Source organism: Halosimplex carlsbadense 2-9-1 (assembly GCF_000337455.1).
Taxonomy (GTDB): Archaea; Halobacteriota; Halobacteria; order Halobacteriales; family Haloarculaceae; genus Halosimplex; species Halosimplex carlsbadense.
On sequence record NZ_AOIU01000033.1, the window covers coordinates 176,184 to 195,530 of the forward strand.

Below are 19,347 nucleotides of genomic sequence, written 5' to 3' on the forward strand. Positions count from 1 at the left end.
GGCCCACCGGGTCCGGCGATCTCCGACGACCGAACCGATCGTTCGACTCTTTGAACGACGTATTCGATCCAGCGACGGAGCAGTTCGGTTTCGCCGTCGTACGGTTCGTCTCGGCCGACCCGAAATTCGACCCGTTCGGCCCGAAAGTGAGCGGGTTCGCGTCGCATGTGGCCGTCTCTCACGCAATTCTTATACTCGATTGGAAAATAATGATAGATATGGACTCCGCCAGTCCCGCCATCGCTGGCATCGGTCAGAAGACCGCCCGTGACGCGTCGAGCGTCGCGTTTACACCTTCTGCCGGCTTCTTCAAACGGGACTTCGCGGAGCACCCGACCGCGTACGTCGGTGCGAATCGGTGGCAGGCGTACCCCCGCCGCCGGCGCGCGTATCGACGGTCGGACCACCCACTGGCCACGGGAGACGGCCACGCCTGAGCGGCATGAGTAGCTCCCAACACCCGGTCGCACTCACCGTCGAGCGGCGCGTCGGCGGCGCGACGAAGCTCCTCGCGACCATCATGTGTCTCCCGCTGGTCGACGGCATCTTCCCCGCGCTCGTCCTCGCGGGCGCGCTCGACGACCCGATCGGCATCCTCGAAGTCGGGCTGCTCATCTTCGGCGGCAGCGCCACCGTCGCCGTCGTCCTCGCCGAGATGGACGGCTCCCGGAGAGAGGTTGCGACGGCCATCCTCGCCGTCGGCGCCGTCCTGCTTCCCATCGCCGCGGTCGAGGCCGCCCTGGCGCCGACCATCCGCGACATGCTGAACATGCCGGTGTTCTCGCGGTTCGCCGGCCTGGTCATCCTCACCGTCGCGGCCAAGACCGCCAGCGCCCGTATCGGCGAGTATCTCCCTCGGCCCGCGATCGTCATCGCGCTCGGCCTCGTCGCGAGCTTCGACCCGAGCGGCGTCTCGCTGTCGGTGACGACGAACCCCGAACTCATCGCGCGGGCGGTCGCCGCGGCCGGCGTCGGCGTCGGCTTCGCCCTGCTCGTGGCCCTGCTGGGTCCGTGGCTGCGCGCCGTCGTCGACATCGACCGCTTCCGCTTCGGGAGCGCGGTGGCGCTCGGCGTGTTGCCCCTCTCGATCTTCGGGCTCGTTCCGGGTGACGCGCCCATCGCGCTCGCCGTGCTGGGCGTGACCGCGCTGTTCGCCTTCGACCCCGACGGCGACCGCGAGTACGAGGGTGTGCCCGGTGACACGTCCGACGACGCCCCGGTCGCCGACGGTGGCGAACCGGACGACTCGGAGGGCGAGGGGGACGGAACCGGCGAAGACGAGTCCGTCCCCGGTCGCGTCTCCGACTACGTCACCACCGACGACGAACGCGCACCCTGGCTGTGAGTCCTCGCCCGATCTCTCGGTGACGGCGACCGCAACGCGGCTCGACTCGTGACCGCGAACAGCGTGAAAGCCCCATCTGCACAGACTGTCCGACCAAGCTACGCGGGTGGGAATGAAAGGGGCGGCCGTCTCGACGAAGGACGGCGAAGCAAGCACCGCAGGGAGTGAAACGACCGAGGAGCGTGGTTCGAAAGACGTCTGCGGCGTCTTTCGTCATCACGAGAGAGCGGAGCTCTCTCGAACGACAGCGAGACGCCCGGGGCTTTCACGCTGTTTACGGTGTTGTTGGTTCCCGTTCCCGTTTCGGCGCTATCGACGGCTAGGTCTCGTGGTCGCGAGTGGAAGGGCTTACGGACGGGCGCGGCGATGGACGGGTATGGCAGACAATCGCGTCGTGCAGGGGCGGATGGTCACGCCCAAGCGCCTGGCCGAGCTGATCGAGGGCGAGTCGGTCATGGACGCCGAGGCTATCGAGGACGCCGAGCGGGACTGTCCCGACTGCGGCGAGAACGTGCTGAAAGTCGGCTACATGCCCGGCGTCACCTCCTTCGTCACCGGCTACAAGTGCCAGGAGTGCGACTGGGCCGAGATCGAAGACGACGACTGACCGCTCTAACCGACAGAGACCGAAACCCCTTTAGTGGGATTGGGCTTATCCGGTGATGCAGGCGGGGTCGTGGCCAAGTCCGGCATGGCGACTGACTCCAGAGGCAACGGCGCCCGGGACGACACTCCAGCTGATATACTGAACGGGTCGGCTGATCACTGACCCTGTGATGACCCTCTGGGGTTCCGAGGCGCTACCGGAGATATCAGTCGATCGGGGGTTCAAATCCCTCCGACCCCATACTGACCTTTAATTTTTCTTTAGCTCAGGTTAGTGAGCGGCGCGTTTTCGACGTTTCTGAAACGCCCCAAAATCATACTCAGGAACTTGATACGTCGGGGTGGTCGGCGTGATCGTCGGCCCCCGAGTCGAGTTCTCCGTCGACCACTACCCACGCCTCCGCGTGTGGGACCCAGCGGCCGGTCACGACCGCTACCTCTACCTCCACCGGCTGACCGCCTACGCACACGGCGAGATCGACGACCTCTGGACGGACCTAGAGGTCCATCACGCAGATCACGACCGCTGGAACAACCAGCCCGGTAACCTCGAAGCCCGCGAACCGGAACCACACGCCGACTACCACCTGAACGGGGGTGCGCTCCCGTGACGGGAGATCTCCCTGACGGTCCTTCTCCTGACGAGTGGCCCTTCCCCCGGAACGAGTTCGTCCCTGCCTCCCAGCTGGTCCAGAACGAAGCGACCGACGAAGAAGTTCGCCGAGCTGTCCGACTCGTCGAGGACGGTGATCCGCAGTGACCGACTGGGAAGCCTACCGGCAGTACCAGTGCCATCTCTGCAAGGACAACTGCATCAACCGGATCGGCGACCAGGTCACCGAGGCCAGAGAGTGCCGTACCTGCTATCAAGTCACTGGACCCGACGACCCTCCCACCACAAGCAAGGACCCGCAGAGAGCGGCCCCCTCCCATGGGGGCCCGAGCGAGGACCCGCAGCGCACCGCGCGCCGTAGGCGCGCGAATCTTGATGCGGTGCGGTCGCGGGGCGGTCTCGATGACGACTGGCTCACGGTCGATTCTGACTCACTGTAGATGGCGACGGAGGAACCAACCGACACCGGCGGCTCTCGGCAAACCAACTCGAAAGACTCTGTAACCCCGGCTCAACCCGGTAACCCGGCCAATTCATCGCGCGAGTTACCGACGACTGCCGAAAGGGTCTCAGAGTCCTACGCCAAGTACCCCGATCGGACCCAGCTGCCGTTGACCGAACGCGACGGCGTATCCCTCCGCCGCGACTACACCCGCGAACACTACGAGCCGTACCACAGCGAGGCGATTCGGGAGATCGACGATGATGTGACCGGTCAGCAACTGGTAGCCCGAACGCCCTACGATTGGGGCGAAGCCGTCGAAAAGATGCTCGAAGACCACGAGGACACTCGTCGAACGACGATAAATCTCGAAAAAGGACGGTCCAGCGACCCCGAATATGCCGAGTTCTCCATTGAGGCTGTCACCCGCTGGTTTGCCTCGTATCAGATGAAGTACTACGCTCAGATGGAAGGCTGGCTCCGCGAACTGACCGGTGGTGAGCGGCCGTCTGGTGGCACGTCCACAGCTAACTACGCTGATCCGCATATCTGTCTCCTCACTCTGAGCGCGTCTTCGATGCCCGGTGGCGAGCGAGTCGCGCCCGTCGACCACATTTCGGTCCGTCGGAGTAGCTGGAACAGTTGCTACGATACTCTCCGGAACACCATGCGATCTCTGGACTACGACTGGCAGTATGAACGCCGCTCGGAGCCGCACACCGGCAAACGCGGCGAGTATGGGATTAACCGTTGCTACGGCCACGACCACGTTGTCCTGGTCGTCGACGGTCCGGTCACGCCGAACGACCTCCGCCCGGTGATCGAGAAACACGTCGAAGAGTGCGAATGGGCTGGTGCCGACGCCCACGATCTCGATATTCAGGACTGGGACGCGAACGCCGACGACGTGGGCACGGTCGAAATCAAGGAGCCCGAGGAACTGGAGAGTACCGCCCGGTACGTTGCAGATTACGCCTCCATCGACCCGCTCGACCTTCACGAACGCTCGGAGGAATACATCATGTGGGCCGCCGCAGTGACCGCGGCGAACGCGAAGACTCAGAGCCGTTCGGACGCTGCCGGCTGGGCGTCGACCGCCGACGCCTGCAAGCAGCGGTACGAATCCGATCAGTCTGACCAGTCCGTCGACCACGGTGAGAGTGTCGTTCGCTCGTCGACTCGTGGTGTCGACCTCGAATGCGCGGAGTGCGGGAGTCCCCACGGGATCGACCAAGACCAAACGCTGACCGCAACCCGAGTCGGCGACCAGTCGACCGCAGCTGCCGACGGCGGCCTCGACCGCGAGGGTGAGCTGCGTGACCGATGGCCGTCCGCCCGTGCTGCTGCATCTGTCGGGCAAACTCCGGCGGAGAAACGCCAGCGTGAACAGATTGACCAATACTTAGAACGTTACCCGGACGCGACACCGACCCAAATCATGGGCGCGCTCGGGCTGCCGCCCGACGCTCGGCGATTGATCGAAGAAGTAGACCACGGGGTTGACCCGTCTGAACCCGTCTCGTTCGACCGCCCGCCCGAGTGGCAGGTCAAGAGCGTCACCGTCGGGGAAGAGGAATACCCTGCATCAGCGGGTACAGGTGTTGAAATGGTCGAAACGGTCGACTACATCGATAAACTCGTTCGGAATACGAAACTGGGATGCGAAGACTCCGATTCGATTCTCTGGCGCTGCGAAAGAACTGGTACGGCGATGTTCGGCGGTGAGTCGATGGCTGGCTACCTTTTGAAACATGGCATCCAGCATCCAGAAGTAGTTGATTCGGTTGTCTCTGCAGATCGAGTCCCGAATCCGAATGGCCCAGGTACAATATCACGGGATAATTGATCCTTCTAACGGCTGTTTTCACTTTCACCCCGGTAGACCTAGGTTTAATACAAGAGTCCCTGAAAGCGAAGACGATTCAACACTAATGACGATCCCCCCCTCTGTTCTTGATACGTGGACTAATCAAGGGTCAACTTCCAACTCAAGTGATACATATAGTTCTGTCCAGAGAGCGATAGAGAACGGCCGATATGGCCTCGAAAATGAGGACTTTGATCATTCCTATGACATTCACTTGCAAGGTTCTTACGCGAACTATACGAACATATATGGGACTAGTGACGTTGATATCGTTGTTCGAGTCACAATGCCCTTTCAAGAAGATTTAGAGGACCTGAATTTAGGGGAGAAGAACCGATTCTGGGATAACTATCAGGATCTCGATTACGACTGGGAGGATTTCTATAGCAGAGTTGAACGAGCACTTAGAGGATATTTTGGTAGAGATGCGCTTGAGATCGGTGATAAAGCTATTAAAGTAAATAGCGAATCAACTGGTGCGATTTCAAAAGACGCTGACATAGTTCCTGCTGCAGATTACCGAAAATATTCCGAATTCCCTGAAGACGGTGATGAAGTGTATGACACTGGGATGTATTTTAAAACACAAACTACTGGGCGGCCTATAGTAAATTATTCAAAGATTCATCGTGAGAAAGGTAGTGATAAAAACGATCTTGCAGATCAAAACTACAAGCCCACCATTAGAATGATAAAAAATGCAGCAAAGCACGCCATTAATCGTGGGTATCTTAGTGATGATGCTGTATCATCGTATTACTTAGAAGGACTCCTATACAATGTACCAAATTCCATATTTAAACAGTCTGATTTACAGGATCGGTACTTAGATATTATCGAATGGTTGCAAAATGCGGATCTCGGAGATCTTCCGGAACAATCCGAAATGTATCCTCTCTGCCAATGGGGCGACCCAGATAGGTGGACTGTTTCTAATGCTGAGGCCACCGTTGAAGCACTTGAGAAGTTCTGGGATGACTACTAATGCATCCGTACTCGATTCAATCTGCGCGATGGACTAAAGTCGGATATTTGATGTTGATAACAGTATTATTGGCAGGTCCATTGAATTCGGCCATTTCACAGGCTATTACTATAATTCCTGGTAGTTATATTAACGACGTTTCCCCAGCAATTCCAACTATGACATTATTTGGTGGCTTATATCTTGTATGGAATAAGTATATCTGGAGATATCCTGTCATTTCTCGCTTCACTGAACCGCCTGATTTGAACGGAGAGTGGATCGGTGGCCTCCAATCGTCTTATCAATCGGACTTAGATGAATATCGTACCGACGGTGGCAGCACGGTTGAAGGTCCAAGGATAGTTATCGATCAGACGTGGACTAGAATATCTGTCACCGCCTATTTCAAGGACTCAACATCAGTTAGTACGACTGCATCATTCATTCAAGATATGTCTGACCCAGTACTCCGGATTACATATCGAAATATGCCTGATGGGCAGTCGGAGGACAGTATGGTAATGCACACTGGAACTAATGATCTCCGGTATCGAACGGACCAAGATATGGAAATGTTGGAAGGTAAATATTATACTGATGAACACAGAAACAACCACGGTTCCATTCGATTAAGAAAAAAGGACTGAATATGAGCTACGTTCTTGAAAACTCATATCTGTATATTTTGACATAAATCCGATAGTTGGTGATGAGGGCCATCTATAGTCATATTCCACTTTCACAAGGGTGGGGAGCTGCTTTTACTAGTAGAACTAGATGTTCTGGCTGTAGCATGGCTACCAACAACGAAACCTCGTCGTTCGAGGACTTCCCTGAGCCGGAGACCTCGGACGACGATGGTGGTTCCGATTGGATCGACCTCGAACCGGGCGACGAAGTGACCGGCCGCATCACGGGATTCAGCCCGAACGCCGGCCGGAACGGTGTCGTGGAGATCGACGGCCGACCCACGTACATCACCGCGGGCATCCGTCGTCAACTTATCGCCGAGCTGGTCGAGGGCTCGCAGATGGCCCTCCGCGTCTCGGAGGAAGAGGAATCCTTCGAAGACGACGATGGCGAGGAGGTGACCTACAACCCCAAAGAAGCGAGGTTCCGCCGATGACTCGGCACCGCAACCGCTCGGCCTTCCAGGCGTACAAGCAGCTGGACATCGGCACCGCGCTGGCGCTGATGTTCTTCGCGGTGGTCGGGCTGGTCCAGACCGGGCTGATGCTCGACATCGTGGACATGCTCACCCAGTACAAGTTCCTCCCGCTGGCCGGGTCGTTCGCCGCCTACGCGATCGTCTTCGCCTCCAGCGGGACGCGCAACCCCCAGCACTACCACCCGCTGGAGTGGGCGATCGTCTCGGTCACTGCGGTGATCATGACCGCCCACGCCACGCTGGCCGAAGTGCAAACGCTGGTCACCAACACCTCGCCCTGGTCGAGCATCCTGATCATGGGCCTGATGGTGGTCTGCGGCGCTGTCCTCGGGAAGTGAAACCATGAGAGACGGAATCGGACGGGCGCTCGCGCTCGTGGCCGCCCTGCTGCTCGTCACCAGCGCCCTCGGTGGCGCGGCGACGACCGGCATGGTCGACCTCGACGACGATGGGCCGATCGGTGAAGCCAACGCTTTCGCCTGCGCCGGTGCCTGCCTGATCGGCGCCGCCGCGGCGGCCGGGATCGCGATCGGAACGGTCAGTGGAGCAGCTGCTCATGCCCACTTCTTCAGTGACAGTGGCAGCATCAACGAAACAGCGTTAGCCCAGGCTGACGCGCTCGAAGCCCGGAAGAACATGTACGACAAGGCCGCTACCCAGCGGCAGAACTCTCAAATCCTGATGGATTCCTACGGGAACTTCCTTCAGGATACGAGGGAGCCCGCCACGATGGCAGGTAAGAACGCGTACATCCGGGCGCTCGAAAACGGTAGCAGTGAGGCGGTCGCCCGTGCGAAAGCACGGGAAGCCGTCTCGAACTACTACAGCGCCAAGCAGATGCAGCTGCGAGCTCAGTTCAACACCAGCCTGCTGACGATGGTGTCCATCGAGGGTGTCGAGGCGCAGCATGCCAACATCTCCGACTCGTTCGCCTCGCTGGACTACAACACGGACGGCAACACCAACCTCGACAACGCGAACTTCTCGAAGACTTCGACGGTTACGCTCGTGAACGGGTCGATCGTCCCGACTCGCTCCATCAAGCTGTACCTCAGTAACGACGCTGGTAACTTCGACTTCACTGGGCACGTGACCCCATCGAACGACCGGGTGAAGGATACGTACTGGCTTGAGGTGGACTCGTACACCGTCTCGGCGCCGAATGAGAACTTCGACGACAGGACGGTGCTGCCCACCCAAAAGTATCAGAACTACTGGAGCGATATCGAGGCTCAGAACGACGTTGTTCAGAGCCGCGTGTCGGACTTCGTGAACAGTACGTACTCGAAGTACCAAGAGGGTGAGATCGATACGGATGATCTAGTCGATCCGTATCTCGAAGCCCGATCCTACAGTCCCGAGGGCGAGGAATACGACACCTGGGCGATATCGAGTCTCTCCGCCATGGGTGTCGGCGTGCCGGAGAACATGACGACCACCCGGTCGATGGTTATCCGGTCGCCGCCGTCCGACGGTCCCACGTACGACGGTGTGCTGATGAGCGACGAGCTGCCTGTGAATGGTAGATTCAAGCTGAACCACACGTACAACGCCACAAAGCTGGCTGGTCCGCAGTACGTCGTCAGTGGAGAAACCGGGTCGACCACGGAACTCGAAGGCGAGTTCCGGATCGTGAAGGTCACCGACGTGAACGGGAAGACCCTGAACACGTCGGAGATATCTTACCGAGATATCGACTACAACGCCACTGACATGGACGAGTTCATAGCCCTGCAGAAAGAGGTCCGGAACCTGACCGCCGAACTCGAAGCCCGGCAGTCGAACCTGCGTGACGGAGGAAGCTCGGGAGGGCTGTTCCCCAACTTCGGCGGTGGCAACATCCCGATGCCCGCGGCCGTCGCGGTCGTGGTCGTCCTGGTCGGCTTCGTCGCCATCCCCGCGCTGTATCGTCCGTAGACCAACCCACCCACATTTATCGAGAATATGAACCGAATAGGTACTGCTATCGTCATCATCGCGCTGCTGGCCGTGGTGCCTGCCAGCGGTGCCGCACAGTCCGCTAACAACTCCACCAGCGGGTCGGGCGTTAACCTGCCCGAACAGACGGGCACGCAGATTCAGGACGGCCTGACGCTGCTCTCTTCGTCGTACAACCAAGAGCGAGGGACAGTGATGCTCACCTTCCGCAGCGACAACGCTGTGGCCGTCACGCTCGCCGACGCCGGTGCGTTCATGCAGGAGGGAGAGATCAACCGTCGGGCGATCGTCGTCAACGGGAAGACGAAGGTCGAGTTCGCCGTCACCGAGCAAAACGGCTTCGTCGGTGTCTCTATCTCGACTGATGAAACCCTCTACGGCCACCCCATCAAGGTCGGTTCGACCGACTTCGTACCAGGTGGTCCGTCGCCCGAGGATACCTGGTTGGCCGGCTCGACCGTCTTCGTCCTGTTCGCCGTCGCCCTGCCCGGCGCGTTCTACGCCAACCGGAAACTCCGAGGTGTCGAGCATGACCAACACTAACGACCCGCCGAACCCGCAGGCTCCACCGTCTCCGTCGAACAAGCGGCTGATGCTCGAAGTGCTGAAAGCGACCGGCATCCCGCTGATGTTCGGGCTGCTCTGCCTGACCGGGCTCGCCCTGGTCTGGTGGTACGGCCTGCCCGAGCGCCCGATCTCCATCGTCCTGCTCTCGGGACTGATCGCCGGCCCGTTCATCGTGGTCTACGCGTTCCTTTTCGCGTACGTCTATCAGAAGCGCCTTGACGTGCCGATCGTCCTGCTCGACCCCGACGGCCAGGAGTGGGGCCTGAAGTACCTCCATCCCGACGAGTTCGGACAGGCAGAGATAGAGGGCGACCGGCTCGCCACCCGCCACGGTCGCGCCACCGGTGAGACGATCTACTTCGCCGAAGGCCATCGCATCGAGCAGCGCGAAGAGGTCGACCCCGAGACGGGCGAGAAACAGACGGTCCCTCGCCGCGTGCTCACGTCGACGTGGGAAGGCGAAATCTCCCATCAGAAGTTCATGGAGAAGAAAGCCTCGCTGAAACAGCAGCGCAAGAAGCTCGTCCCGCTGGCGTTCGAGGGCCTGAAAGCCCGCGCTGGTGCGGACATGAAGGTCCTCGAAAACACGGACAAACTGGCTCACTCGCTGCTGCTCGGCGCGGAAGAGGACTCCTTCCTCGCCGACGGGCTGAACCCGATGGATTTCGACCTCGACATCGACCTCGACGGCACGCTCGACGGACTGATCCCCAGCCGCGAGGAAGCCGACGACCAGGAGGAACGCGCGGCCGCCGACCGGCCTGGGTCAGCTGACATTCAGGAGTCCAGCGACCCGCTGGAAGAGCGCGCGCAGTCCGACGGCTCTCCGGGCAGCAACGGCCAGCACCCCGGCAGCGAGGTGAACCGTGAGTAACTACGACGGCAGTTCGCTCGGGATCGGCGCTGCGGAGTTCCGCGAGGTCGCAGAGGGCCGACTGACCGAGAACAACCGCGTCTATCCGCTCGCGCCGTTCCTCGATGGCCGTGCGCTCCGTCGGTACGTCCACTACAAGCGTCGGTACGACGAGATTCTGAACATCAACGAGGACCACGACGCCGATCTCCCGGCGACGTTTGAACAGACCCAGTATTGTCAGAACCTGATCGCCGCCCACGGCTCGCCCGTCGCAGCGGAGGCAGTCCGCAGCGGGAACCTCGCGGTCCTCTCCTGGCTGTCCGGGCTGACTCGTCGAGAGTCGGACTTCTCCAGCGCGCAGGTGTTCTCCCAGCTGGTCCGCGACCTCCGGCGGCCTGGATACCTCGGTGTGTTCCTCGGTATGACCGACGGCGGGAAGACGAACTCCGCCCTGGTCGGTGCCGGGCTGCACCTACGCGACCAGTCCGACGCCATCCTCGCCACGAACGTCACGACTCTGGAGTGGGAAGAGCGCGAGCTGAACGAACGGACGCACACCGTCGAATCCAAATCGGACCTGGAAGAGTTGTGCGAGTCCTATTCCGACGTGGTGGCCGTCCTCGACGAGATGAGTACGCAGGCGAACGCACAGACCCAGAGCTACGAGGTCAACAGCGAGTTTTACCCGCTGGTGACATTCAAAGCGAAACTCGGCCTGCGGATGTTCGTGATCGGCCACCGCGAGGATGGTTACGACATCGCGCCACCCATTCGAGAACACGCCGACCACATCATCGTGCAGCGCGCCGAGGAAACTGGTCTCGATAAGACCGAATACTCCGCGGAGTTCTACCGTGATCTCGTCGACGGCGAACCCGACGACCTCGCGTATACGCTCGATCCGGTGCCGCCGATCGCCGGGACGTACGAACCTGACGAGCAAGCAGAGTTCGACATCAGTTCATAACCTTCACTCCGAGGCTAAAAATTAATACTCGCCCTCGTGTGGTGCGTATCAATGCCCTCTGGTGACGATTTTGAAGCTTCTAACCCGTACGGACATCTCGCTGAATCAGACCAGTCTTGGGAATTTGTGCTGAATTCCGACCCGGCTAGCTGCTGGGAACAACTGATCGAACTCTTCTCTTCGATGAATGCTGAGGAATTGGAGATTCAGCGAGAGGCATTCGAAAAGTCACGACTGCAAGCGGAGGAGTTAGGGAAGACCAACGACCAAGACGTGAAAGATTCGGCACACGATATTCATGAGTTTCTACTTCTCTGTGAAAAGGCAGCAAACAGAGCAGATAGCCAGTAACCAAAGTGATGCTGAAACCACCCAATTATAAGATATTCTATGGTAATCTGGTTTAAGCATTATACTTAAGATCCTGGGGATCCGTGACCAAACAATGGCAGACCCTGTTTTAAAATGGGCAGGGGGGAAACGTCAAATCCTCCAGCGAATACGAGAACACTTCAGGAGGGCTGAGGACATCGAGGGGTACCACGAGCCGTTCGTAGGTGGCGGTGCTGTCTTCTTCAGAGAGGGCCACGAATACGGCGGGGGGACTATCAACGACATCAACGTGCGGTTAGTGAACTTCTATCGGGTACTGAAGAATGACACCGAAGGTCTTCTCGACGAATTCTCCCTTCTTCGAGAGCGGAAGCCCGACGATGAGCCGAATTCAGCTCTGGACTACGATCAGGTAGATCAGCACGATCGAGAAATTGACAACTACTACTACCAGGTGAGGGCGATATTCAACAAGCGGCCGAACGGTGAGGAATTCGATGAGGTCCGTGAGGCGGCCATTATGTTGTGGCTGAACAGGACCTGTTTCAACGGGCTCTATCGCGAAAATCGGTCTGGTGAATTCAATGTTCCTATCGGGAGCCACAAGAATCTCGGCCTCGATATGGACGCGAAAATCCAGCAGGCAGCGGATGCACTGAAGTCGGCTGATGTGGACATCAAAAACGAGGATTTCGGTTACGTCGAGGACTACGCTGAACCCGGTGACCTCGTCTACTTCGATCCACCGTATGACCCGAACTCGGCATCTTCGTCTTTCGTCGAGTATACCTCCGAGTCCTTCGGGAAAGACGAACAGAGGCGACTGAAAGAGCTGGCCGTCGACCTCGACGCCAAAGGTGTCGATGTTGTAATCTCGAACGCGCCTTCAGTTACCGACCTCTACGAAGAGGAAGAGGTTGCAAAGTATTTCGACCATTCAAAGGTAGGCGCTCGTAGAGCGATCAATTCCGATGGAGACAGCCGAGGAGAGGTCAATGAGGTCATCATCACGAATATCGACGAAGAAGACCGTCGGCACGCGCATCCCAATCTCAGCGACTATCCTTAATCACTCACCCCAAGTCGAAGACAGATCTTTTTCGTAGTAGTCGTATGCCGTTTTTCCGTCATCGTCCATCTTTACCTCGTCAAAATCACGGAGCCAACTTCTGATAGTCCCCGCTCTGCGACCGATCGTGGTTCCAGTTACCTCAGTGTTTTCTCGAATTAGCTCCTTGATTTTGTCGTGGTCGATCTTCTCGTCCTTGATCCGCTCAACTATAATCTCGAATATCCGTAGGTCCAAGATGTGTTCCTGCCGGAACTCCTCTGCCCGCCCGGAATCTTCTTCCAGGTACTCTAAATATTCCTGTCCGTCTTCGGTGAGTTCCCAGCGGCGCATCCTGTGACCGTCGTACTCGCCTTCCTTTTCTTCGAGGAATCCCAAGGCCGCAGCTGCGAGAGCGTAGTAATCAGCCTGGCGTCGAGTCCAGTCCTCTTCAGTCTCCAGCACCAGGTGGTCGACGATCTCCGGTCCGTACTGCTGGCCCTTCGCGACTCCGCGCAGTGTCTCGTTCAGCACGTCCAGCTTGTCGGCCTGCGGAACGTCACCAGAACTAATGAGTTCGTCATCGAATTTCTCGAACTGTGCCCAGAACTCCTTATCAATCTTGTATCCCTCGTCGTGCGTGTTGACGCCAACTGAGTGTTCCACCATCAGGGCCGACAACTTCTCGCCGTTGATCAGCCTCATAGAAGGTCCGTCTGACTCCCTCGCGGCATCCTTCGCGGGCGAAGTGAATGTAGAGTTCGTGACGACCGCTCCGAATCCGCAGCTGTGTCGATTCAGCGCCCCGCTGAGTCCTCGAACAACGTCAGAACCGACAGTCCCAGAGTAGTGCTTGACCTCGACCCCAAAATCACACTCGTAGATAGATTTCCCGACGCGGCCCGTGATGTCGAGACCGCCGTCACCACCTTCCGGTGTTACTTCGATTTCTTGCGGAGATTCGACTTCTTCGACGACAAATTTGCTCAGGTGTTCGAAAGGCGTCTCTCCAACCTCGTCGATTCGCGTTTGTAACTCCTCCTCTGCTTCAGATTTAGACATATATTCACTATCGTTCTCTGAATCGCTCATGTTCAACTCAATGTTAACACCCTGTATAAAGTTTCCTCGTAGACAGATTCGAGCCTCATTTTGCTACGTGTATTCAAGCGAGCCCGCGAGCGCCCCCCTCAACGGGGGGTCGAGCGGGCATAAACCAGAAATCCTCTACTTCTCGTTGACTTTTTTACGGACAGTTAACGCAAAGTCTCGGACCTCCCCGAAGTCTTCGTTTGCTGTCTTTTTCATTTTCCAGATGTCCTGTGCATCTCCCAGAATCCCTTCACCACGAATTTGGAAGTATGATTTGTCAGAACCCAAAAATAGTATCCCAAATACAGCGGCAATGCCGAAACAAGCCAAGGTTCCGAGCAACAACATTGAATTTCCTGGTACAGCGAGTCCAAGACCGATTAACAGGGCGACCCCTCCAAACATAATGTACCCAACATCTCTATCCGTTCTTACGATACTCACAGAGCTGATCTTATCGAGCGAGAGGTCGTGAACTATTTCCTTCGTTCCATCGTTACTTGTATATTTCAGAACTCTCTGGTCGGTCACGACCCACTTCCAGTTCTTCGTCTCATACCCATCTACTGCGGACTCTTCATCCGTTAAATACGACTCCAATGCCATCTCAACTTGACCCTACGATTCCTCTCATACATCTTGTACCCTTTGCATTTAATTTGCTACTCTTGGTTCCACTTTCACTTTCACTCCACTGATGGCTGGCTCTCTTTTACATCCCCCTCGTACTGGTCACGGTGCATGACGCTTGACGACTGGATCAGTTGCCCTGATGGGTGTGAGGCCCCGATTCGAAAAGTGACCCTCCCCGACAGCCGGATCGGGCTGCAATGTGTGGCCTGCGGCAGAAAGGTAGAGGAACCGGTCCGCAGGGTCGAATTAGATTACAGGTCAGTCGACCCGTAGACTACTCCTCTCCAATTTCGTTCCGAACCGCCTCGACAATCAACTCTCTCCGCTCCTCGTCAGTCATCCCTTCGTCGAGGTCGCCGATCTCCTCCAGGAGCGCGAGCTTCAGCCTGACCGCATCTCGAATCCAGGCGCTCCGGTTGTCTCCATATTCGAGCTGAGCGTTGATTTCGTCTAATTCCTCTCCTGCGAGGCTGAAACTCGTCCGCTCCATTATTACTTGCATATCGTAGTCCGCACATAACTGTCTGGTTATGTAGTATTCAGTACATAAGTAATAAGTATGCATCGAATACTACTGTAGCCCGTATGTCACAGTCGCAACCAACTGTTGACAAAACTGCTCAAACTGGGAATCACGCCCTCCGCTGTCCCGACTGCAGACACACGGAGAACTGTAACAGCTACGCCGCAGCGGCGTCCCTTCAGACTTCGAAGCCCTGCCCGAACTGCAACCGGATGATGGCACTCTCGGAGGGGTCCGTGTGAGTCCGAAGACCGCGGCCGCGCCGGGTTCCCCCGAAGACCTCACCGTCTGGGACGCCCGCGATCGGTTCCTGGACGAGTGCCGGATGGACTCGACCGAGGCGACCGTCCGGAGCTACGCGAATCGACTCGCCCGCTTCTGCGAGTGGTGCGACGAACGCGGGATCGAGCAGGTCGACGAACTCACCGGCTGGCTCCTCGACGAGTACCGTCGGAGCCTCACCGAAGACGCCCCGGTCACGGTGAAGGGTAAGATGATGTCGGTGAAGCAGCTGCTCGCCTACCTCGAACGGATCGATGCCGTCGACGACGATATCGAAGACAAGGTACCCATCCCGCAGCTCTCCGCGGCCGACGAACAGAGCGAAAAGAAACTTGCCCCCGAGGACGGGATTCGTCTCGTCGACTTCTACCGCGATTCGGTGGAGTTCCGGGCCAGCCCGCAACACGCCCTCCTGGAAGTCTTCTGGTTCACCGGCTGTCGGATGAGCGGCGTCCTCGCACTCGACCTGGACGACTACGAGAGCGACACCGGGACGCTCCGGTTCGTCAACCGGCCTGACTCCGGTACGCGGCTGAAGAACGGGAACAACGGCGACCGTCCGGTCGGCATCCCGCCGGAGGTCGTCGACGTCCTCGACGAGTACATCGCTCGCGAACGGGTCGACAAGCGAGACGACCACGGACGGAAGCCGCTGTTCTCCTGCCGGCAGGGCCGTCCGTCGGATACGACCATCCGAGCGTGGGCGTACCTCGGAACCCAGCCGTGTCTCTACCAGCATTGCCCGCACGAGCGCAACCGAGAGACGTGCAAGTACCGCCGCCGGAACTACGCCAGTCAGTGCCCTTCGTCGCGGTCGCCCCACCAGATTCGAACCGGCTCGATCACCTGGCAACTCAACTGCGGCATCCCCATCGAGGAGGTCGCCGAGCGGGTCAACTCCTCCCCCGACGTGATCCGCCGGCACTACGACGTGGCGACGGGTGATCAGCGACTCGAAGAGCGGCGTCGGAAGTATCTCGGAAACCTTTCACTTTCTGACGGGGGTAACGATGAAAACTGACGCTTCACGCCCTGTCGCACGGCGAAATCGCCGGAAGACTGGTCCCTCCGACCCCATCCCGTATTTAACTCTCGCCAGTCTCATCTTCGCGTTCTTCACATCCGTGCCTCAGTGCGAGCCGACCGTCATTCACCCGCTGAACTCCTTCAACACCGTCCGAATCGACGTGTCGACTTCCTTGAGTTCGTCGAGTTGGAGCGGGTCGGTGGTCACGAAGACGCCGTGGCCGCCGACGATCGTCCGTGTGATCGACCCCCACTCGAAGACCCGGACCGTAAACCGGTACTCCCCGAGTTCAGTCTCGTCGTAGGTCTGCTGGGAGGTGAACCCCAGACGCTCGTTGGCGACGAACGGTCCCAGATCCGCGTCCTGTTCGAGGTCGCTCCGGAGGTAGAGTTGCTCGTAGTCGTCGGCGGTGAAGTAGGTGATGCTGCGGAGGTCGTCTCCGATCGCGGTTCGGGAGACGCTGACGAGTTCTGATTCGAGTTCGCTCAGATCGTCGGACGAGCGCATGGCCGACGGTACGGAACATGGCTGTAAATCATCACTTGCCACGGAGTGGCCAATCACATATGTGACGCGTGCCGGTTGCGGACTGGGCCGGATCGAGTGTCCCGTTCCAGATACCGCCGACCACGGTTCTGGAACACGAGACGTTATGTACGTAGCTGACAGCCATATAGTAACCAGATGGTCAGTAGTTCGTGGGGGCGATTCCGTCGAAACTTCTTCAGCGTGTTGTGGATCGTCTTCGTCCTCGCGGTCACCCGTCTGAAGAACGTCCTCACCGTGGCCGGACTCGGCGTCGCCGCGTTCTCTCTCTGGCAGTTCGGGGGGCTCGTCTTCCGGTCGAGTTTCGCGGCGGCGGGTTCGAACCTCGCCGTCGCGGCCGGGGCAGTGCTCGGGAGCCTCCTCAGTTTCTTCGGGCGACCGGGTCGCGGGCTCCTCGTGTTCGTCGTCGTCTTCGCGGCGGTCGGCGGCGGTGGCGCCGCGCTCGCTACCGGGAGTGACCTCGCTACGGGGTTCGACAACCCGCTCGAGTCCGAGACGGTCGACACCCCAACGGAGCCCGCACCGGAGACGAGCCGTTCCGAGCGATCGGGCGAGTCGTCCGGGTACAGCGGCGACTACGACTGCGAGGACTTCTCGTCGCAGGCGGCTGCCCAGCGGGCACACGAAGCGTCGAACGGGGCGCACGGACTGGACGGCGACGGCGACGGCGTCGCGTGCGAGCACTTGCCCTGAAGACAGTCAGCCCAGCCACACGCTCGCGAACGAATCGAAGTACTCGTCGCCGGTATCGACGAGGACGTGGTCGCCGCCCAGCGCGGTCACCCGCTCGTTCACCTCGTCGACGTGCGCATCTAACCGAGAGCGATACGTGTCCGCCAGCGACTGGCTGAAATAGGACCGGCGAGTCGTCTCGCTCTCGGGGTCTGCGAACAGCGCGTCCCCCACCACGTCGGGGTCGCGCTCGTCGGGCGCCATCACGCGAACGAGCAGTACGTCGACTTCGTTGCGCGCCAGCGCCGAGACGCCCGATTCGATTCGCTCGGGTTCGTCCAGACAGTCGGTCAACACGACGACGAGCGACCGCGAGCGGATCCGGTCGGCGTAGGCTTCGAGGACCGTCTCGAAGTCCGCCTCGCCCTCCGGGCGGAGATCGTTGACCTGGTCGATGAGTCCCAGCACCTCGCCGCGATTCGACCGGCCGGTATCCAGGCGTTCGGAACGCTCGTCCATCGTCGAAAAGCGGAAGTCGTTGTGCTCCTCGGCGGTGAGATAGCAGAAGCCCAGGCCGATTTTGGCGGCGTACTCGAACTTGTGACTCTCACCGTCGCCGTAGTCCATCGACGCCGACGAGTCGAGGAGGACGTGGACGGTGAGATTGCGCTCCTCCTCGAACTGCTTGATGTAGTACTCCTCGGTGCGGGCGAACAGCTTCCAGTCGACGAGGCGGGTGTCGTCGCCGGGGGAGTAGCGGCGGTAGTCACTGAAGGTGAGGCCCTCGCCGACGCGGGGGGACTGCTGTTCGCCCTGGCGGACGGCGGCGGTCTCGCGGTCGAGCGCCGCGTCGAAGCGGTCGAGTTCGTCGAGGAAGTCGGGGTCTATCGCCACGGCTCACTCCAGCAGGTCGGCGATCACGTCGTCGGGGGTCTGGCCGTCCCGTTCGGCGCGGAAGTCGAGGATGATGCGATGGCGGAGGACGGGCGCGGCGAGCGCCTCGATGTCTTCCTCGGAGACGTGGTTGCGCCCGCGGAGGAAGGCGCGGGCCTTCGACGCGACGACCAACGCCATGCTCGCCCGCGGGCTGGCGCCGAACTCGATGGTTTCGGTCCCGCGAGTGGCGCGGACGAGTTCGATCGCGCGGTCGCGCAGGTCCTCGGCGATGGGGACCTCGCGGACCAGCTCCTGGGCCTCGCGGATCTCCTCGCGGGTGAGCGCCTGTTCGACGGGGACCTGCTGGCTCCGGCTGGTGTAGAGGTCGACGATGTCGCGTTCCTCGTCGGCTTCGGGGTAGTCGACCAGGAGCTTGAACATGAAGCGGTCGGTCTGGGCCTCCGGGAGGGCGTAGGTACCGCCCTGGTCGATGGGGTTCTGGGTCGCGAGGACGAAGAAGGGGTCGGGCAGCGCGTAGGTCTCGCCGCCGGCGGTGACCTGTCGCTCCTGCATCGCCTCCAGCAGCGCGGCCTGCGTTTTGGGCGTCGCGCGGTTGATCTCGTCGGCGAGCACGACGTTGGCGAAGATCGGTCCCTTCTCGAAGACGAACTCGCGACCGTCGTCGGTCTCGCGGATGATCTCGGTGCCGGTGATGTCCGAGGGCATCAGGTCGGGCGTGTTCTGGACCCGCGAAAAGGCCAGATCCGTCACCTCGGCGACGGTGCGGACCATCGTCGTCTTGCCGAGCCCGGGGTTCGATTCGAGCAGGGCGTTGCCGTCGGCGAGGATGCACACGAACAGCCCTTCGAGGACTTCGTCCTGACCGACGATGCGCTCGCCGACCTCCTCGCGGGCCGTCGCGAGTTTCGCCTGCAGTGCGTCCACGTCGTCCGTGTCGGGTTCGTCTTGCATGGATTGG

Annotated in this window: 23 protein-coding genes and 1 tRNA gene; 18 read left to right on the forward strand and 6 right to left on the reverse strand. The window is 59.5% G+C overall.

The features are described from left to right. Positions 1–50: 50 nt before the first annotated feature. The 16 genes from C475_RS15020 to C475_RS15085 all read left to right on the forward strand — a co-directional run bounded on the left by C475_RS15020 (position 51) and on the right by C475_RS15085 (position 12,738). Entirely contained in the window at positions 51–437 is a 387-nt protein-coding gene (locus tag C475_RS15020; RefSeq protein WP_006884706.1) for a hypothetical protein, read from the forward strand. A gap of 5 nt (positions 438–442) precedes the next feature. Next, entirely contained in the window at positions 443–1,345 is a 903-nt protein-coding gene (locus C475_RS15025) for a DUF5794 domain-containing protein (RefSeq protein ID WP_006884707.1), read from the forward strand. Positions 1,346–1,721: 376 nt separating this feature from the next. Further along, complete coding sequence (locus C475_RS15030) at positions 1,722–1,952, forward strand: DUF5795 family protein (protein ID WP_006884708.1); 231 nt, start codon at positions 1,722–1,724, stop codon at positions 1,950–1,952. 63 nt (positions 1,953–2,015) lie between these two features. After that, positions 2,016–2,192 (forward strand) — tRNA-Trp (locus tag C475_RS15035). Between the two features lie 109 nt (positions 2,193–2,301). Next, the gene (locus tag C475_RS15040) at positions 2,302–2,562 is read left to right on the forward strand and encodes an HNH endonuclease (protein ID WP_161625201.1); all 261 of its coding nucleotides are present in this window, start codon (positions 2,302–2,304) and stop codon (positions 2,560–2,562) included. 613 nt (positions 2,563–3,175) lie between these two features. Further along, positions 3,176–4,852 carry a hypothetical protein gene (locus C475_RS15050; RefSeq protein WP_235728462.1) on the forward strand — a complete coding sequence of 559 codons (1,677 nt, stop codon included), beginning with the start codon at positions 3,176–3,178 and terminating at the stop codon, positions 4,850–4,852. After that, complete coding sequence (locus tag C475_RS23235; protein WP_152436446.1) at positions 4,821–5,858, forward strand: nucleotidyltransferase domain-containing protein; 1,038 nt, start codon at positions 4,821–4,823, stop codon at positions 5,856–5,858. The genes C475_RS15050 and C475_RS23235 overlap by 32 nt, the downstream gene beginning before the upstream one ends. 158 nt (positions 5,859–6,016) lie before the next feature. Beyond that, a complete protein-coding gene (locus tag C475_RS25350) occupies positions 6,017–6,487 on the forward strand; it encodes a Cap15 family cyclic dinucleotide receptor domain-containing protein (RefSeq protein WP_449404418.1) in 471 nt (156 codons plus the stop codon). Between the two features lie 146 nt (positions 6,488–6,633). Further along, complete coding sequence (locus C475_RS15055) at positions 6,634–6,966, forward strand: hypothetical protein (protein WP_006884713.1); 333 nt, start codon at positions 6,634–6,636, stop codon at positions 6,964–6,966. After that, positions 6,963–7,346, forward strand: a complete 384-nt coding sequence (locus C475_RS15060; protein ID WP_006884714.1) for a hypothetical protein — start codon at positions 6,963–6,965, stop codon at positions 7,344–7,346. The genes C475_RS15055 and C475_RS15060 overlap by 4 nt, the downstream gene beginning before the upstream one ends. 4 nt (positions 7,347–7,350) lie before the next feature. Next, positions 7,351–8,925 (forward strand): hypothetical protein, encoded by a 1,575-nt coding sequence (locus tag C475_RS15065; protein ID WP_049930699.1) that lies wholly within the window; start codon positions 7,351–7,353, stop codon positions 8,923–8,925. 27 nt (positions 8,926–8,952) lie between these two features. Continuing rightward, complete coding sequence (locus tag C475_RS15070) at positions 8,953–9,489, forward strand: hypothetical protein (RefSeq protein WP_006884716.1); 537 nt, start codon at positions 8,953–8,955, stop codon at positions 9,487–9,489. Further along, the gene (locus C475_RS15075; RefSeq protein WP_152436447.1) at positions 9,476–10,387 is read left to right on the forward strand and encodes a hypothetical protein; all 912 of its coding nucleotides are present in this window, start codon (positions 9,476–9,478) and stop codon (positions 10,385–10,387) included. Before C475_RS15070 ends, C475_RS15075 begins: the two co-directional genes overlap by 14 nt. Continuing rightward, positions 10,380–11,336, forward strand: a complete 957-nt coding sequence (locus C475_RS15080) for a hypothetical protein (protein ID WP_006884718.1) — start codon at positions 10,380–10,382, stop codon at positions 11,334–11,336. Before C475_RS15075 ends, C475_RS15080 begins: the two co-directional genes overlap by 8 nt. Before the next feature lie 51 nt (positions 11,337–11,387). Continuing rightward, on the forward strand, positions 11,388–11,687 hold the full coding sequence (locus C475_RS23240) for a hypothetical protein (RefSeq protein WP_152436448.1): 300 nt from the start codon (positions 11,388–11,390) through the stop codon (positions 11,685–11,687). Positions 11,688–11,781: 94 nt separating this feature from the next. Next, entirely contained in the window at positions 11,782–12,738 is a 957-nt protein-coding gene (locus C475_RS15085; protein WP_006884719.1) for a DNA adenine methylase, read from the forward strand. On the opposite strand, the gene C475_RS22425 is transcribed toward C475_RS15085, so the two are convergent. From C475_RS22425 to C475_RS15100, 3 genes are all read right to left on the reverse strand, one after another. Next, complete coding sequence (locus tag C475_RS22425) at positions 12,739–13,809, reverse strand: restriction endonuclease (protein ID WP_082223330.1); 1,071 nt, start codon at positions 13,807–13,809, stop codon at positions 12,739–12,741. It lies immediately after the preceding gene. Between the two features lie 135 nt (positions 13,810–13,944). After that, a complete protein-coding gene (locus tag C475_RS23245; RefSeq protein ID WP_152436449.1) occupies positions 13,945–14,415 on the reverse strand; it encodes a hypothetical protein in 471 nt (156 codons plus the stop codon). 301 nt (positions 14,416–14,716) lie between these two features. Further along, a complete protein-coding gene (locus C475_RS15100; protein WP_006884722.1) occupies positions 14,717–14,932 on the reverse strand; it encodes a hypothetical protein in 216 nt (71 codons plus the stop codon). 271 nt (positions 14,933–15,203) lie between these two features. Here C475_RS15100 and C475_RS15105 point away from each other — a divergent pair, with 271 nt between their 5' ends. Next, entirely contained in the window at positions 15,204–16,268 is a 1,065-nt protein-coding gene (locus C475_RS15105; protein ID WP_006884723.1) for a tyrosine-type recombinase/integrase, read from the forward strand. A 129-nt stretch (positions 16,269–16,397) separates the two neighbouring features. Here the strand turns inward: C475_RS15105 and C475_RS15110 are convergent, their stop codons facing one another. Beyond that, on the reverse strand, positions 16,398–16,781 hold the full coding sequence (locus C475_RS15110) for a DUF7522 family protein (RefSeq protein ID WP_006884724.1): 384 nt from the start codon (positions 16,779–16,781) through the stop codon (positions 16,398–16,400). A gap of 177 nt (positions 16,782–16,958) precedes the next feature. Here C475_RS15110 and C475_RS15115 point away from each other — a divergent pair, with 177 nt between their 5' ends. Next, complete coding sequence (locus tag C475_RS15115; protein ID WP_049930704.1) at positions 16,959–17,513, forward strand: excalibur calcium-binding domain-containing protein; 555 nt, start codon at positions 16,959–16,961, stop codon at positions 17,511–17,513. Positions 17,514–17,519: 6 nt separating this feature from the next. Here C475_RS15115 and C475_RS15120 read toward each other — a convergent pair whose 3' ends face one another. Next, entirely contained in the window at positions 17,520–18,386 is an 867-nt protein-coding gene (locus C475_RS15120; protein ID WP_006884726.1) for a DUF58 domain-containing protein, read from the reverse strand. Between the two features lie 3 nt (positions 18,387–18,389). Continuing rightward, positions 18,390–19,340: an AAA family ATPase gene (locus C475_RS15125; protein WP_006884727.1), complete on the reverse strand. Its 951-nt coding sequence runs from the start codon at positions 19,338–19,340 to the stop codon at positions 18,390–18,392. Between the last annotated feature and the right edge of the window lie 7 nt (positions 19,341–19,347).